This is a genomic window from Limosilactobacillus sp. (assembly GCF_022482365.1).
In the GTDB taxonomy this organism is placed as follows: Bacteria; Bacillota; Bacilli; order Lactobacillales; family Lactobacillaceae; genus Limosilactobacillus.
This window is the reverse complement of the sequence record NZ_JAKVPE010000001.1, coordinates 1,154,179-1,171,176: the sequence shown is the minus strand read 5'-3', so window position 1 is coordinate 1,171,176 and position 16,998 is coordinate 1,154,179. Positions and strand designations below refer to the sequence as shown.

The 16,998-nt window shown below is 40.9% G+C and carries 12 protein-coding genes and 1 pseudogene; 10 read left to right on the top strand and 3 right to left on the bottom strand.

Annotated elements, in window-relative coordinates; genetic code table 11:
- Positions 1–4 precede the first annotated feature (4 nt).
- From fba to guaA, 3 genes are all read left to right on the top strand, one after another.
- A complete protein-coding gene (fba, locus tag LKE23_RS05480; protein ID WP_291976318.1) occupies positions 5–877 on the top strand; it encodes a class II fructose-1,6-bisphosphate aldolase in 873 nt (290 codons plus the stop codon).
- 13 nt (positions 878–890) lie between these two features.
- Positions 891–1,547 (top strand): histidine phosphatase family protein, encoded by a 657-nt coding sequence (locus LKE23_RS05475; RefSeq protein WP_291976317.1) that lies wholly within the window; start codon positions 891–893, stop codon positions 1,545–1,547.
- 326 nt (positions 1,548–1,873) lie between these two features.
- On the top strand, positions 1,874–3,430 hold the full coding sequence (gene guaA / locus LKE23_RS05470; protein ID WP_291976316.1) for a glutamine-hydrolyzing GMP synthase: 1,557 nt from the start codon (positions 1,874–1,876) through the stop codon (positions 3,428–3,430).
- Positions 3,431–3,605: 175 nt separating this feature from the next.
- On the opposite strand, the gene LKE23_RS05465 is transcribed toward guaA, so the two are convergent.
- Both LKE23_RS05465 and LKE23_RS05460 read right to left on the bottom strand, forming a co-directional pair.
- Entirely contained in the window at positions 3,606–3,941 is a 336-nt protein-coding gene (locus LKE23_RS05465; RefSeq protein WP_222258125.1) for a hypothetical protein, read from the bottom strand.
- 166 nt (positions 3,942–4,107) lie between these two features.
- A pseudogene (locus LKE23_RS05460) lies at positions 4,108–4,263 on the bottom strand (IS982 family transposase); the annotation flags it as partial.
- Positions 4,264–4,420: 157 nt separating this feature from the next.
- Here LKE23_RS05460 and LKE23_RS05455 point away from each other — a divergent pair.
- The 3 genes from LKE23_RS05455 (at position 4,421) to LKE23_RS05445 (ending at position 7,572) form a co-directional block, all read left to right on the top strand.
- The gene (locus tag LKE23_RS05455) at positions 4,421–5,551 is read left to right on the top strand and encodes an IS30 family transposase (RefSeq protein ID WP_291976173.1); all 1,131 of its coding nucleotides are present in this window, start codon (positions 4,421–4,423) and stop codon (positions 5,549–5,551) included.
- Positions 5,552–6,382: 831 nt separating this feature from the next.
- Entirely contained in the window at positions 6,383–6,982 is a 600-nt protein-coding gene (locus tag LKE23_RS05450; RefSeq protein WP_273645654.1) for a DUF1819 family protein, read from the top strand.
- Positions 6,982–7,572, top strand: a complete 591-nt coding sequence (locus LKE23_RS05445) for a DUF1788 domain-containing protein (protein WP_291976315.1) — start codon at positions 6,982–6,984, stop codon at positions 7,570–7,572. Before LKE23_RS05450 ends, LKE23_RS05445 begins: the two co-directional genes overlap by 1 nt.
- 34 nt (positions 7,573–7,606) lie before the next feature.
- Here LKE23_RS05445 and LKE23_RS05440 read toward each other — a convergent pair whose 3' ends face one another.
- Positions 7,607–8,530 (bottom strand): IS30 family transposase, encoded by a 924-nt coding sequence (locus tag LKE23_RS05440; protein WP_152720014.1) that lies wholly within the window; start codon positions 8,528–8,530, stop codon positions 7,607–7,609.
- 124 nt (positions 8,531–8,654) lie between these two features.
- On the opposite strand from LKE23_RS05440, the gene brxC reads away from it, so the two are divergent.
- The 4 genes from brxC to LKE23_RS05420 all read left to right on the top strand — a co-directional run bounded on the left by brxC (position 8,655) and on the right by LKE23_RS05420 (position 16,998).
- On the top strand, positions 8,655–12,320 hold the full coding sequence (gene brxC, locus LKE23_RS05435) for a BREX system P-loop protein BrxC (RefSeq protein ID WP_291976313.1): 3,666 nt from the start codon (positions 8,655–8,657) through the stop codon (positions 12,318–12,320).
- Positions 12,321–12,328: 8 nt separating this feature from the next.
- Complete coding sequence (pglX, locus tag LKE23_RS05430) at positions 12,329–15,865, top strand: BREX-1 system adenine-specific DNA-methyltransferase PglX (protein ID WP_291976312.1); 3,537 nt, start codon at positions 12,329–12,331, stop codon at positions 15,863–15,865.
- 464 nt (positions 15,866–16,329) lie between these two features.
- Positions 16,330–16,590 (top strand): AbrB/MazE/SpoVT family DNA-binding domain-containing protein, encoded by a 261-nt coding sequence (locus tag LKE23_RS05425; protein ID WP_291976311.1) that lies wholly within the window; start codon positions 16,330–16,332, stop codon positions 16,588–16,590.
- A 3-nt stretch (positions 16,591–16,593) separates the two neighbouring features.
- Positions 16,594–16,998 (top strand): type II toxin-antitoxin system death-on-curing family toxin, encoded by a 405-nt coding sequence (locus LKE23_RS05420; protein WP_020843324.1) that lies wholly within the window; start codon positions 16,594–16,596, stop codon positions 16,996–16,998.

Sequence of the window (16,998 nt, the reverse complement as noted above, 5' to 3'; positions counted from 1 at the left end):
CAAAATGGCATACTTTGATAACGGAAACGAAATTTTTAAGGACGCACGGCAGAATCACTACGCGGTCGGTGCGTACAACATCAACAACCTGGAATGGACCCGGGCCATCCTGCGGGCCGCCGCCGAGACCAACACGCCGGTCCTGGTGCAGGTCTCAATGGGGGCGGCCAAGTACATGGGCGGCTACAAGTTCGTCCGTGACATGGTGGCCGACCAGATGGACGCCATGGACATCCAGGTGCCGGTGATCCTCCACCTCGACCACGGGGACTTTGAAGCGGCGATGGAGTGCATCGACCTGGGCTTCTCCTCCGTAATGTTCGACGGACACAAGCTGCCGCTGGCGGAAAATATCGCCCGGACGCAGGAAGTAATTCAGGCGGCTCACAGTCGCGGGATCTCGGTTGAGGCGGAGATCGGCAAGATCGGTGAAAACCAGGACAACGCTAGTGGCGAGCTGGCAGAGGTCAAGGACGCGATCACCTTTGCCGAGATGGGCGTCGACAAGCTGGCCTGCGGGATTGGCAACATCCACGGGATCTACCCGAAGGACTGGCCCGGACTGAACTTCGACCGCCTGCGTGAGATTGCGGCGGCCATCGATATTCCGCTCGTCCTCCACGGCGGGTCGGGAATCCCGCGGGACCAGGTCCAAAAGGCAATTTCGATGGGGATCGCCAAGGTGAACATCAACACCGAATTCCAGCTGGCCTTCCAGGAGGCCACCCGCCGTTACATCGAGGAACAGCGGGACCTCGACAAGGCGGCCAAGGGCTACGACCCGCGGAAGCTGCTGCTGCCGGGGACCGAAGCCATCACGGCGAAGATGAAGGAAATGATTGCCTGGCTGGGAACCCCGAGCCTGGTGACGGCATAGGGAGGAGCGAGAAATGGCAACTACGGTTTACTTTGTCAGGCACGGCGAAACATACTTCAACCGCTTTGCTCGTCTCCAGGGCTGGTCGGATACCCCGCTGACCGAGAAGGGCGAGGAGGACGCCGCCAAGATCGGCCGGGTCCTCGCCCCGCTCGAGATTGACTACCTCTTTTCCAGCGACCTGAAGCGGGCGGTGGATACGGCCCGGATCCTGATCAAGCAATGTCCAAATACTCAGATCAGCGCGCCAATACAAAAGGAGTGCTTCCGCGAGACCTTCTACGGCTCGTTCGAGGGTCACAGTAACGAGGAGGGGGCCATCTGGGCCAGCTACCTCGGCGGGCAGCGCTTCCGGCGGATTGGTGACCTGGTAGCTGAATTCGGCGTCGCCAAGACCCGTGACCTGCTGCGGGAGGCGGACCCGGCCCATCTGGCGGAAGGAAGTCAGCAGCTCGATGCCCGGGTCAAGGAGATCGTGGCCTTTCTCCAGGGTCTTCCCGACCAGAGCACCGTGGTGGTGGCCAGTCACGGGTCGATCATCCAATACATCGCCAGCGTTTACGGTGCTCCGGAAGAACGCTTCGGCAGCCTGAGCAACGGCGCCTTCATGGAAATGCAGGTGAGCGCGGCCGGTGCCCGGGTCCTGGCCTACAACCAAAAGTCACTGTGATTACCGAACAATTACTGCTCAGTGCTGAAAATACCGCAAGTCAGGAAGGAGGAAGCAGGATGAAGGTCAAAAAAGAAGAGCAAACCGCCCTCGACGAACAGGCGGCGGCTAAGGAACTCGAACTATTAAGCACGGCCCTTTCGAAGTAGGACCGCTATCCACACATTTATGCACAATTCCTTTTGAACGGCTCCTCCACCTCGGGGAGTCGTTTTTTAATTGTTAGGGAAAACGCAACATTTAATCCTGCCTGATGGTTGACCGTCCGTCTTTTAGCTTGTAAACTATCATCTGAGAATAAAATTTCAATCAAAGGAAGTGGCATTGTGGCAAACGTCAATTTAGATGCATTTGACAAGATCATCGTGCTTGATTTCGGTAGCCAGTACAACCAACTGATTACCCGGCGGCTGCGTGATTTTGGGGTGTATTCCGAACTCCTCTCCCATAAGATCACGGCGGAAGAGATCAAGAAGATCAAGAACCTCAAGGGGATCGTCTTCTCCGGCGGCCCGAACAGTGTGTATGATCCGGATGCATTCAAGGTTGACCCAGCAATCTTCAAGTTGGGAATTCCAATTTTAGGTATTTGTTACGGGATGCAGCTGATGTCCTACGACCTGGGTGGTAAGGTTGAAAAGGCCGAAAACTCCGAGTACGGTCGCGCGGACATCGAGGTGACGGATGACGACGCGGTCCTCTTCTCTGGCCTGCCGAAGAAGCAGTACGTCTGGATGAGTCACGGTGACCTGGTCACCAAGGCCCCGGATGGCTTCAAGGTCACGGCGACGAGCAAGAACTGCCCGATTTCATCCATCGCTGACGACGAGCGGAAGTTCTACGGGATTCAGTTCCACGCCGAAGTTCGTAACTCCGAATACGGGCTCGACATTCTGCGGCGCTTCGCCTTTGACGTTTGTGGTGCCAAGGACAACTGGACGATGGACGACTTCATCGACCTGCAGATCGACCACATTCGTGAAGAGGTCGGTGACAAGAAGGTCATTCTCGGCCTTTCCGGTGGGGTGGACTCCAGCGTTACTGCCGTGCTGATCCACAAGGCAATTGGCGACCAGCTGACCTGCATCTTCGTTGACCACGGCCTGTTGCGGAAGAACGAAGCCGACTCTGTCATGAACGCCCTGAACCGCGACCTCGGTGTCAACATCATCAAGGTCGACGCCGCGGACCGCTTCTTGGGTAAGCTCAAGGGCGTAACTGACCCTGAGCAAAAGCGGAAGATCATCGGAAAGGAATTCATCGAGGTCTTCAATGAAGAAGCCAAGAAGATTCCGGATGCCGACTTCCTGGCACAGGGAACCCTCTACACCGACGTGATCGAATCCGGGACCGACACCGCGCAGACGATCAAGTCCCACCATAACGTCGGGGGCCTGCCGAAGAAGCTCGGCTTTAAGCTGATTGAACCGCTGCGCAAGCTCTTCAAGGATGAGACCCGGGAGCTGGGCGAAAAGCTCGGTATCCCGCACGAACTAGTTTGGCGGCAGCCATTCCCAGGTCCTGGTCTGGGGATCCGGGTGATCGGTGAAATCACGCCGGACAAGCTGGAGATCGTCCGTGAATCCGACGCTATCCTTCGTGATGAAATCAAAAAGGCCGGCCTGGACGAGAAGATTTGGCAATACTTCACCGTCCTGCCAGGCATCCGTTCCGTCGGCGTGATGGGTGACGGCCGGACCTACGACTACGCGGTCGCAATCCGGGCGGTCACCTCGATCGACGGAATGACGGCGGACTTTGCGAAGATCCCGTGGGACGTCCTGCAGAAGATTTCGGTCCGGATCGTCAATGAGGTCGACCACGTTAACCGGATTCTCTACGACGTCACGAGTAAGCCGCCTTCGACGATTGAGTACGAATAGAATTGTAATGTTACTTAGTGTTGGAATGGCGATATAACGGCAATTTGGCAGTGTTAAAACTCGACCAACTCATAAAAAATAACATGTTTGTTTGCCAAAGTGTTTGCCATATGAAGAAAGCATCCAGTGTAAAAGCTGGGTGCTTTTTATAATAAGAAATTTTTAACAATAAGTCTTAATCCTTTCCATGATGGTTAAACATTTGATTAAAAGTAAAAATGTCCCATAATGTATCTGATACTTCATGGTCTTCTTGTCCTTCATGAGTATTTACTGGTGGTAAGCCTTGTTTTGCTCTGTTCTTGTTGACTTCACGTAAATTGTGGTTATCAATATCCATACCAGTTACCCACATTACGATCCACCATAAGACACAATAAAGTAGAAAAGCTTCAACAATCCATGAGATAAATTCCCATAATCCTAACCATGTAATGATAATTATTGCAATAACTGTGGTAATCAGCCAACGACGATGCATGATCTTCTTTCTTTGGTTATTATCAATCATCAGCACCACTTCCTTTATCTGCTTCTATATATGACTTTAATTAAATTGTATCATTATTAGTATCGTAATAATGTAATTCTATTTTTAGAATTAAGTATATTTAACGCGTGGTGCTAGTGAAATTTTTCTAAGCAATATTAGATGCCAGAAACGCTACTTCCAACCGTTATTGAAAGACTGTTAAAATTCGCGCACGATTATTTTTGGCATTATAATATTTCAATAAGGAAAAGTCTGTTTCAATCGTTCGGCAAATTGCTTTTAGTATGTGTGAGTTATGTTCTTTCGTTCCAGCCATGTTTTGGTAAAATGGGGTTTCCAAAGTGTTTGAGCTTCTATCATATGCTCTTTTTCAATAAATTCGGTAGATTATAGAATGAAGTTAGCCACCCAGTTGGTGGTAAATAAAAAACGCCATTCGGCGTGACATCAGGTATCATATTAAGTGAACCAAACCTATATGAAAGGATGTCCGTCAAATGACGCACTTAAATGATACCATGTCTACTATTTTATTGACTACTCATAAAAAGAATGCTCATCTTACTAAAGAAGAACGTGTGATGATTGCGACTTTAAAGTCGCAAGGACTTTCCAATCGCGCAATTGGTCGCCAATTAGGAGTTAATCATCAAACAATTAATAACGAGCTCAACCGTGGTACGGTCCGCCAACTTCGTCGTCAAAAATCTAATGGTAAGATTTACGAATATTCTTACTACATCTATAGTTATGAAGCTGGTCAGGCCACATATCTTGAACATCACCGCCATTCTGGTCGTCGTCGCTTATATTATTCTTCAAAGCAATTTTTACGATTAGCTGATCAGCTAATGCTTGGTGAGTTTGACGACCACCATTACTCCCCACAAGCGGTTATTTATAAGGCTCGAGATTTAATGAATGATGGCACCCTGATCCCAAAGTCGGTTGTAACTTTATATCAATGGATTAATGAGGGTGTGCTTCGTACGTCCAATTTAGACCTCTTTGAAAAACCTAAACGTAAGCATCATCAAACTCATCCGCAAGCTAAAAGGTGCTTAGGGCCTAATATTGCTCAACGACCTCAAACTGCGGACCAACGGTCCGAAATTGGCCATTGGGAACTGGATACAGTTCAGGGACAGAAAAACGGTAATGACAGTGTTGTACTAGTAATGACTGATCGCCTTTCACGAGTTAATATCACGAGTAAAATTGCTGGTAAAACTGCGCATGCAGTAAATCAGTTCTTTATAAATTTGCGCCAGAAAATGGGCACAGATGCTTACTATCGCATTTTTAAGACAATAACCTCTGACAACGGTTCAGAATTTAGTGAGTTAACACAAGTTCACGATCATGTTTTCTATGCTGATCCGTATTCCCCTTGGGAACGTGGATCCAATGAGATCAATAACCGGTTTCTCCGCAAGGAGATTACCAAAGGTGAAGCTATAAATAACTATAGTAGTGCTCAGATCATAGCGACTAATGATTGGATGAATCACTATCCACGAGCTATGTTTAATGGACATTCGTCAATGGATATCTATCGTAAGGCCTTCTACCAAGAGATATCACAGCTCCATCAACCAATAATCAATTGGTCAGTATTATTTATTTGAGTCCAGTGGCTAACTTATTCTTGAAATTTAGGTTTCAATAAATTCCATTCAATTACAGAAATTTGACACAATAATGGTACATTAGAATTAGGTAGGTGTGTTAGGTTACTAAGAGAATGGGTGCTGTATCGTTGCCATGATGGAATTTAAGAATAATTTAAATATTGTGCCGTTGTGCTTTTATAGATAAATACTAGCTGAGAAAGTGCAGAGGGTGAATATAGTCACCATAGCTTACTGTTTAGTAGTATTGATAATACACTTGTATTGTTCAATAACATTTGATAAGGAATATAATCATCGATTTAAGATCAAGTGTAGTCATAGCTAAGACTACGTTACTAAATTTTTGGGTTTTCAACGAGTTAAAAAGATATCTTAGTTTGCATCGGCTTTATTCTTAATATTGGCACTATTGGGATCAATCAATATATGGTTTGAATTTCATTGCTATCCCTACTTCTATAAGTTTAGTTTTAAGTGGTTTATTACTATTTGATGAGTCAATTGCTTTATAAACTTGTAGACAGGAATTATTCAAACTAAAAGTGTTTTGGTGACCCTATATTTCCTTTATTCAGATTATATTAATAAATGGTATTTTAGGGTATAATAAAGTATGATTCTTGTCAGAGTAAAGCTATTTTTGTACCTACTTTATAGGTTCAATATGGTGTAAGGAGCGTATTGTATTCTGGTCATAAGTACTTTAGTGCTTTAACAAAACAATTAGTTTGATTAACGTATTAGTTCTCAGGTATAGATACGCGTGATAATCGTGTAAGGTGCCTGAGGACTTTTTAATTTAAATAATAATTGAGGAGAAATAATATGACACAAAATTACAATGCAGGAATAACCTCATATGCGTTGTGGTTCAGTGAATTTAAATTAGGTGTTTCTATGTATCAAGAAGGTAACACACTTGATGATATTAAACAGGCTAGCGATAATAACAATGTCTTTGAAATGCCATCACGTGATCGTGCTAAACGAGCATCACGAAATTTAACTAAACGCTTAAAGGCTCTACCTGAAAATATAATTAATCAGTTTGAATTTTTGGATGTCAACAATCAAAAACTAGTAGCTTTGTTATCGATGATGTTAACTAATCGATTACTAAATGAGTTTGTTTATGAGGTTTACCGCAATGAGATTATTCTTGGAGACAAGGTCCTGGAAGAACGTGAAATGATTGAGTTCATAACTAGAAAACAAATGGAAAGTGAACAAATTGCTAAGTGGACAAATGAAACATCCAAAAGGGTTCGAGGTAGCTTAAAAACTATTTTACGTGATGCAGGATTGCTAAAACGTGAAAAGAATATTGATATTGTCCTTCAACCATTTATTGATCTTCACCTAGCTAAATTAATGAAGCAAGACCACTTAAATAAGGAGTTAACCGCATTAGGAGGGCAAGGCTGATGGGTGAAGATGAGCAATTACATTTTGAAAAATTGATTCAGAAAATTCAAGAACCTGATTTTCAACGTAATCAAGGGTTGTCAAATGAAGTTGGGTACTATATTTACCCGTACAATGTTGCAGATACACCTAAAGTGCGTGCAAATTTAGATGACCTTACTAAGTCTGAAACAGCAATGAAAATTAACCTAAAAGTATTTGATTTGTATGACATTATGCTGGATAGCATTCACAAATTAAAAGGGATAGCAGATGATGACCCATTTCGGATTTTAGCTAAAATGGAAAAGCAAAGCGGAATCGATCAAGTAGCTCAGCAAATTAATAACTTGATGCGAATGGATGAAAACCATAATGATGTTGTTAGGTATGTCCAGGATCACATTGATGATCAGCATTGTGTGATTTTCATAACTGGTGTTGGGAAGGTTTACCCGCTGATTAGAGCGCACAAAGTGTTAAATACAATGCATCAAGTGTTGGATAAAAATCCAGTTGTGATGTTTTATCCCGGTAAGTATAATGAACAAAATTTACAAATTTTTGTTGAAGCTAACGACCAAAATTATTATCGTGCATTTTCAATTTAGTAATGGCAGATTGCAAGAAATAACTTGAACGAATTTAATGACGTAAATTAAGCAGGAAGATCTCGATTGGTGTGCGCCAGTTAAGACATTTAAGTGGCCGGGAATTCAGATACCAATTGATTTGAACCAGCTGGCGATCGCTCAGCTCTTCAATAGCTTGTCCCTTGGGAATAAATCGTCGCAAAACTCGGTTACGGTTCTCATTACTACCGCGTTCATGTGGTGAATAAGCATGGGCAAAATAAACCGGAGTACCAGTTTGCCGTTCAATTGTCTGATAGTTAGCGAACTCTTTCCCATGATCCACGGTCAGCGTCTTGAGCTTGTCTTGAAGTTGACTAGCTAGTTCAAGTACGGCTTGAGTCATAGACTGACTGTCGCGGCCATGGAGCCGTTTAACAATTGTCAGGCGACTCTTACGCTCCACAAAAGTAGCCACAGCTTGACCTTTACGTTTGCCAGAAAGTACGGTATCAGCTTCAAAGTGGCCGAACTCCTGGCGAGTTTCGACTTTATGAGGACGCTCCTCAATGGAGCGGCCGTGACTGAACGTACCACGCTTTTCTTTAGCACGATGACGACGAATTCCATGATCAGGCAAATCGGGTAGCTGTACATCAAGCCAGCCTTGATCAATCCAGTTATAGACCGTCTTGTAGGCAATCCCAACCACATGGGCAACTTGTTCAGGGGACCACTTCTGGACTTGAATCTTTTCCTCGACCAAGTGTTTAAGGTTTTTAGTGAGCGAAGACTTCCGCCCCCGTTGACTAACCTTTTGTTCAAAGTCAGTTTGCGCTAGCTCAGCCTGGTACTCACTATTTAGCCGGTGAAGTTCGTTAAAGATGGTGGTCTTACTAAAGCCTAAGTAGTTAGCGATGTATCGCAAGGAACGTCCTTCATTATGAAGTGTTTCAATGACAACACGGTTCTGGAATGATAAAATAGTGGTGCTCATCAAGGCCCTTCTTTCTAATGGATTGTACGGTAACACCATTAAAGACCTTGATGGGTTTTTCTGTCCACTTAAATGTTCAACTTAAATTTTACAATCTACCTAATTAATAATTTAGGAGAAAACAATGATTATTAAAGATATTTTTGCAAAAGACATTAATCGAAATATTCGTGGGGTCATTAAGATTGGCCAAGAAGCTGAAACCATAAAAAAACAAGAGCTCGAAGAATACGTGGTAACTGATGAACTTCAGTCTCACTTTAAAAGATTCTTTTCAGCTTATGTTAATAGTATTAATCGGCCAACTGATGCAACTGGTGTTTGGATTAGCGGTTTCTTTGGATCCGGTAAATCTCATTTCCTTAAGATCTTGTCTTACCTACTAGACAATTCTACGGTGGCTGGGAAGCGCCCAATTGATTATTTCAGGGATGATAGCAAAATTAAGGATCCAGACACTATCCAGCTAATTGAACAATCAGAGCAAGTTCCGACCGATGTTGTCTTATTTAACATTGATGCTAAAGCGGATGCTAATGCAGCAGCAGATAAGTCGGCTATTCTCACTGTTTTTCTTCGAGTCTTTAATGAAAAACTGGGATATGATTCTAATCCGTCTGTGGCTAACCTAGAACGTTGGCTAGATGATCATGGTCAGTATCAGGCATTTAAGGACGCCTTTTACAAAGCTTCTGGCAGTCACTGGGTTGATGTTCGTAATAGTTTTAGTTTTATCAAAAATAGTGTTAAAGAAGCCTTAGTGCAATCCGGATCGATGACTGAAGGGAATGCTGCCGATTATTTATCTAACATGGGAAACTTCACGATTAATCCTGAAGAGTTTGCGGGAATGGTTAAGAAGTACCTTGATAAGAAGGGCAATAATCATCATATTATCTTTTTGGCCGATGAAGTAGGACAGTTCATCGGCGATAATGGAGACCGGATGTTAAACCTACAAACCATTGTCGAACAACTTCAAACACAATGTGCTGGTCAAGCATGGGTTGTAGTAACTTCCCAGCAACAAATTGATGAGGTTACCGCTAACTTTACTAATCAAAAGCGTGAAGACCTTTCAAAGATTCAGGGACGTTTTAATACAATGATTAACATGTCATCCGCTAATGCCAATGAAGTTATTCAGAAACGATTATTAGCTAAGAAGCCAACGGCAAGTGATCAGTTAGCAGCTATTTTTGAAGAAAATCATTACAACATTAATAATAAGATTAATTTTAGTGATCAGGTCAGTCGTAAGAAATATGCAGACGATAATGACTTTATTACGAATTATCCGTTCATCCCCTATCAGTTTGACCTTCTTAAGGAGGTATTAGGAGCAGTCAGAAAACATGGGGCAGAAGGTAAGCATATGTCAGATGGCGAGCGTTCTTTGCTTGCTACTTTTCAGGCAGCAACAGTTACCTATGAAGATGATAAAGTTGGTCGTTTAGTGCCCTTTTCTGCTTTTTTTAGGGGAATGTATGAATTCTTAAGTCATGATCATCAAGTAGTATTTACCAATGCTGAGGGTAACGATGCCGTTTGCCCAAATAGTAATCATGATACTTTAGCTATGCAAGTTCTTGAAGTTCTGTTCATGGTTAAATATCTTGATAATTTCCCCGCAACATTGGAAAACATTACCACGTTATTGATTGATGGGATTTTTACTGATCGTGAAGACCTAACGTCTAAGGTAAAAAAGGCATTGGAACTTTTGATTTCTCAAAAATACGTTCAGTTGAATGTCGAAACATATGAATTTTTAACTGATAAAGAACAGGATGTCAACGAAGCAATTAATAGTTACGAAGTTGATGATACCTACATCATTAATAAGATTGGTGGATATCTAATTGGTGACAAGTACCTGAGTGATCGTTATGTGCCGAAGCATATGGGTAACCAATATGTATTTAACTTTAATATTTATATTGATGGATCGGCATACGGGAGATCTAATAACAATCAAAGTTTACGGATCGTTACGCCGTTAAACCCAGCTGGCGAAGAGCAATATCGAATGACTGCTCAGAGTGGTAGTACGGTGGTTCTTGTTCTGCCAGACAACAACAGTTACATCTCTAATTTCCGCCGTGTTGGACAAATTGAACAATACATTCAAAAGTCTGCCGGAAACCTTGATAATCAAGAAGGTGCTATCCGTTTAGGTAAAATGGATGAGCGAAAGAAACTGGAGAAAGCTGCTGATGAAGCCCTTTTAAATGATTTAAACACTTCCACAATCTACGTCATAAATGACGTTCTGGATGATAATACTGATATTACAAGCAGGTTAAATGATGCTTATCAAGAAGTTATTGATTCTAGTTACCGCAACTTGAGTTATCTGACTGCAATTAAAGATGAAAAAGACGTACTTCACCTGTTAAAAGGTACCGGTGAAGAGGCAAATACGATAATTGATGACAATCAACAAGCGGTTCAGGCAGTGATTGATTACCTGATGATGAAAACTAATCAAGGGATGCAAGCACTGTCGATGGAAAACATCCGTGATCACTTTAATGACATTCCGTTTGGCTATAATGACGAAGATATTGCTTGGTTGGTAGCGAAGGCATTTAAAGACGGTAAGGTTAAATTAGCATTTAATAATGCTCCGATTTCTATTGGCGATGCAGTTAATAATGCTCAATTAATTACTAGCTACTTAACGAAAAAACAGCAAGTAAGAAAGTTGACCTTGCAAATTGTTCGGGAAGTTTCAGAAAAACAGAGGAAAGCTGCACGTGATTTTGTGAAGGATATTTTACACAAGCGTAGTATTCTTGCTAATAATAATTCAACTGAGCAGTTGGCAGCTAAAATTGTTACCACTACTGAAGAAAAAATCAATGAACTAAATGGCTTTGATGCCTTCCCTCAGGGCCCAGGGAAAGCCTTGATTGATCAGGGGGTAGAATTGTTAAAACCAATCGCCAATTCAGGTAATAATAGTGAACGAACATATGGCTTGATTGATAAACACCTAGATGAGTTAGAAGATTGGCTAGAAGACATGGATGATAATGGTATCTCTGATTTCTATCATTCTGATACTCAGAAATCGGTTTGGCGGAGATCGTTGGACTACATGGATAGATATAACCTAGCAAAGGGATTTATTGATTCTGATAATGCTGTTCATAAAACTGCACAAACCATTAAGGAAAGCCTTAAGAAGCAAAATATTAGTCGGGTCATTCCTCAACTAGAAGCCTTGAATCAGGATTTTGCTACCCAATTTAATGATTTAGTTGATAAGTTGTATTGTCAATACCAGGACAAGAGTGAAAATTACTCGCAATTACTGGAACAACGCTTAGCAGACGCTAATTTCCCAGAGCAAACTGCTAACAAACTTCAGCAGCGGATTCAGGATACAATTTCAAGAGATAACCAAATTGCTGAACAAAAGAGTAATGATGGCAAGTACACTGAATTAAATGACCAAATCCAGTTGCTGAAACGTGATGCCGATCAGCTACAACGGGAAATTGATGAAACTAGTCAACAAATTGCTCGAGATTTACGCCGTAAGCAAGAATTGGCAGAACAAGCAACGAAACATGATTCTAGTGAGCGGCCTCATCCGGTTGAAAGCATCTCCCATGAAGTAGTTCATACTAAACGGGTAAAGACAATTAAGATTAGTGATCTTGAAGGACAAGCATGGCGAATTACTAGTGATAGTGATTTGGATAGCTATATTAACCAGTTGAAGCAGTCCTTACAACGTGAAATAGATTTAAACGATATTGTGAATGTTGATTTTAAGTAGGGTAGAAAATGGATAAAACAAAGATAAAGAATTTTGCTGTTAATGCACGTAAAGAATTAATAGATAGTGTTCGGCAACGATTGGCAAACTTTGGGATTGATAAAACAGGAATAGCCGATGAGCTACCAATTTCCACCGCAGCTGTTAAGTACTATACTAATGAACACTTCCCATTAAAGGGGAAGGCGATTGGCTGGCGTAAGCAAATAGTTAGTCGACTTAATCAGGATACCAATCAGGAATGGGACAAAAAATTGAATCAATTTATCGATGAAGTTGCTTATACCTGGTTTAATAGGATTATTGCCATCCGTTTTATGGAGGTAAATGATTACCTACCTAGTAGGACACGAGTTCTTTCAAGTGAAGAGGGCAGAATAGAGCCCGATATGATAACCCATGCTCTGGAAATTGAGGATGATTTGGGTGGCTATAGTGATAAAGAACGTACGCAGATTACAGATGCTCTAATGAGTCATAATCCTACTCAATTAGATAAGGTATTCGGGATGCTGTTTATCAAGCAGACAGATGAATTATCGAATTTGCTACCAGGATTGTTTGAAAAAACTTCTAACTATATGAAATTATTGTTTGTACCTAACTACAGCAATGGAGTTATTAAAAAACTAGTTGATGAAATTCCAGAAGAAGACTTTGATGTATCGAAGTCTGGCCAGGTGTCCATTATTGGCTGGTTATACCAATACTATATTTCTGAATTGCACGATCAGGTCGTTAACATTACAGGGAAAAAAGCAGTAAAAAAAGCCGATATTCCTGCAGCTACTCAGTTATTTACAACAGACTGGGTAGTCAAATACATGGTTGATAATTCCCTTGGCAAGTACTATTTAGAACGTCATCCCCAAAGTAGTATTAAAGGTGATCTTAAATACTTATTGCCCGCAAAAATGGAATTGGTGCAGAATGGCAAGCAGCTTATTGAATACAAGTTCCTGGATAATGCCATGGGTTCAGGCCATGTTTTAATATATGCCTTTGACTTGTTTATGAAGATGTATCAAGAGGAGGGATACTCCTCTCGTGAGGCGGTCCTTCTTATTCTTGAGAATAATCTGTATGGCTTTGAAATTGACAAGCGAGCTTACCAGCTGGCCTATTTTGCTGTAATGATGAAAGCCCGGCAGTATGACCGACGAATATTTAAGCGAGATATCCATCTCAATCTATATCTCTTTAAGGATTTAGTATTGCCGAGTGTATTTTATGATAGGTTGCCACAACAGATTGCTGACGAATTAAAAGAAACTATGGCGGATTTTTCTAATGCAACTGAATATGGGTCAATTATGCAGATTAACAGTCATCATGATTGGGATAAATTAATGGCAACAGTAAACTCAATTGAGCCGGTTGAAGACTTGGATATTGATGGTATTAATAGGGCCAAGGATAATGCCTTACAAGCGCTTAATTTGATGAAGTTACTGACTTCTAAGTATGAAGTAGTAGTAACGAATCCACCATATCTAAACAAATTTGATAAAACACTTAAGAAGTATCTAAATAATCATTATCATGATTATTCTAAGGATCTATTTACAGTATTCGTATACCATAATCAAGAATTATTATCTAATAATGGGTATGCTGGCTTTATGACACCGTTTGTATGGATGTTTATTAAGACATATGAGCCCCTTAGAAGGATAATTATCAATCATGTTAAGATAGATAGCTTGATCCAAATGGAGTATTCCGCGTATGAAGAAGCTACAGTTCCAATTGATAGCTTTGTTCTAAAGAAAACACATGAAGATACTATCGGCACCTACATTCGTTTATCCAATTTTAAAGGAGGAATGGATGTACAAAGAGACAAGGTTATTAAAGCTATAGATAATCCTAACAGTGATTATCTATACCATACTGATCAGGATAACTTTAATAAGATCCCTGGTTCTCCCATAGCTTACTGGGCTCCTCAAGCATTAATTAATGACTTTGAAAAGGGTAAACCATTAGGACAGCTCGTTGATGCTAAAGTAGGTCTTCAAACAGGTAATAATAAGCGTTTCTTACGCTACTGGTATGAAGTTGATTTTAATAATATCTTTTTTGATGCTCATAATACTGCAGAAGCTAAGCAGTCTGGGAAAAAATGGTTCCCATATAACAAGGGTGGCTCTTACCGTAAATGGTATGGAAACTATGATTATGTTGTAAATTGGCAGAATGATGGCTATGAGATCAAGCATTTTACTGATTCAAGGGGGAAGGTACGGTCTAGACCTCAAAATACCGATTATTACTTTAAGAAAGCAGTGACATGGTCGGATGTAACCAGTGGAGATATTTCAGCTAGATATAGGCAAACTGGCAGTATTCATGATGTTACAGGTATGTCAGCATTTAGAAAAAGTACGGATTTAAAATCTGTTATGGGGTTGTTAAATTCAAAAGTTGGAAATTATATTTTTAAGATTTTAAATCCGACAATACATGCTCAAATTGGTAATTTTTTGAATATTCCATTTTTAAATCCTGAATCAGGCCGAATTAGTCATTTGGTTAATGAGAATATAGATATCGAAAAAAAGGATTGGAATAATCAAGAAACATCATGGAATTTTGATAAAAACCAGTTGGTTGAGCAATCTGGAACACTTCAATTAAGTTACGAACATTTAGTGAACGACTTAAATACTCAAAGGAGTAAGGTTCAGTCGAATGAAACTGAATTAAATCGGGTTTTTATTGATTTATATGGTCTTAGTAACGAGTTAGATGCAAACATTGAAGAAACTAAAATCTCAATGGAAAATCCCCAAAATACCGATCATTGTGAATTGACAGTAAAAAGGCTATTGTCTTACTTCATTGGTTGTGTATTTGGTCGTTATTCCCTAGATAAAACCGGATTAGCGTATGCAGGTGGTAAGTGGAATGAATCGGTATATACTAGCTTTAAGCCTAACCAGGATAACCTAATCTTGCTAACAGATCGTGATTACTTTGGGGATGATCGAGACATCATTAACCGCTTGAGGGAATTTTTACGTATTACCTTTGACCCTTCGTCCTTAAAAGATAATCTACATTTTATTGCCAAAACACTTGATCCTAAAAAGTCTGAACGAGGTGAAAGTGACGAGCAGATTATTCGTAACTATTTCATTAACGATTTTTATAAGGATCATGATAGAACGTATCATAAGCGTCCTATTTACTGGCAGTTTAACAGCGGCCGTAATGATGGCTTCAAGGCTTTGATGTACTTACATCGATATAATAAGGACGAATTGGCGATGGCTCGTAACCACTTGCACGACTTGCAAGCTGCATACAGTAACACTATTAAATTTAACGATGAACAGGAAACTAAGTCCTCGACAGCACGTGAGAAGAATCAGTATCGTAAAGATACAGTTAAGCTAAATAAAAAGATAACTGAGGTTATTAAATATGATGAAGCACTTCAACACCAAGCATTAGCTCAGGTTTCTATTGATTTAGATGACGGTGTTGTTGTTAACCATGCTAAGGTTCAAGGGAACGAAGAATTGTTCTCTAAATTGTAGAACATTGTTAAATTAATTGAACAAACCGGGGATGGGGTCTAACATCTCCGGTTTTAATAGTGCGCCTGGCAATATGTCTTCGCTGGTATTCCGCAAGGGCTACTGGCGAACTGCACACAGTAAGATTTTGAGCTATTCTCTAACTAATAGAAAACTGGAGCGTCTTGGACATATTTATTAGTCCAAGACGCTCTAGTCAATTTAAAGTGGTTAAGTTGTCGAACCGCCGTATACGGAACCGTACGTACGGTGGTGTGTGAAGTCGGTAATTGAACTAATCAATTACCTCCTACTCGATTAGAGAAATTGTATATACGCTAGAGTAAAAACGGAAATGTGACGGATGGGGATTTCCTGGAAGAGTAGAGTAAATTCGTCGGCACTTGTGAATCTTAAAAAATAACTACTCAATTATTAGTATATACGTTATAATCTAATTGTATATATTACTAGAACAAATAGAGGTGTTTAAATTGGCTATCAAGTCACCAACTAAAATTTTTAAGACTGGTAATTCTAGTGCTGTGCGATTAAGCAAAGATATTATGAAAGCTGCTGGATTAAAGGTTAATGACCCAATTGATGTTACGGTTAATCAACAAGATGGCAGCGTGGTTATTAAACCTATTAAAGACACAAACGGGTTTCATGACCGCTTTGAAGAACTCTTAAATAAGAGTATGAAGGATGATCAAGAAGCTTTGGACTTTTTAAAGGATAAGTAAAAAATGAATTATTTGACTGAAGAAGAAATTATGGAAATTAACCGCCAAATAATTCAGTATGCAGGGGAAGGTATGATTCAGGTTTTAGATCCGAACGGGCTAAATAGTATTGTTGAAGCTCCTCAGCAAACTTTCTTTGGCCGGGAAGCCTATCCAACAGTTTGGCTGAAGGCAGCATATTACCTACAAAAGCTTACTAAAAAGCATGTTTTTGCTGATGGTAATAAACGAACAGCGTTAGAAGCAACGAAAGTTTTTCTTCTGCTAAACAATATTAATGTAAAATTTCATGGCATTGAAGCTGGACAAATGGTCTTAGATGTTACTAATTCTCCTGACTCAGAGGAGGTCATGTTAAAAGTAGCAAGATATTTGAAAAATCATCAAATTAAAAACAAGAGTGAGTAG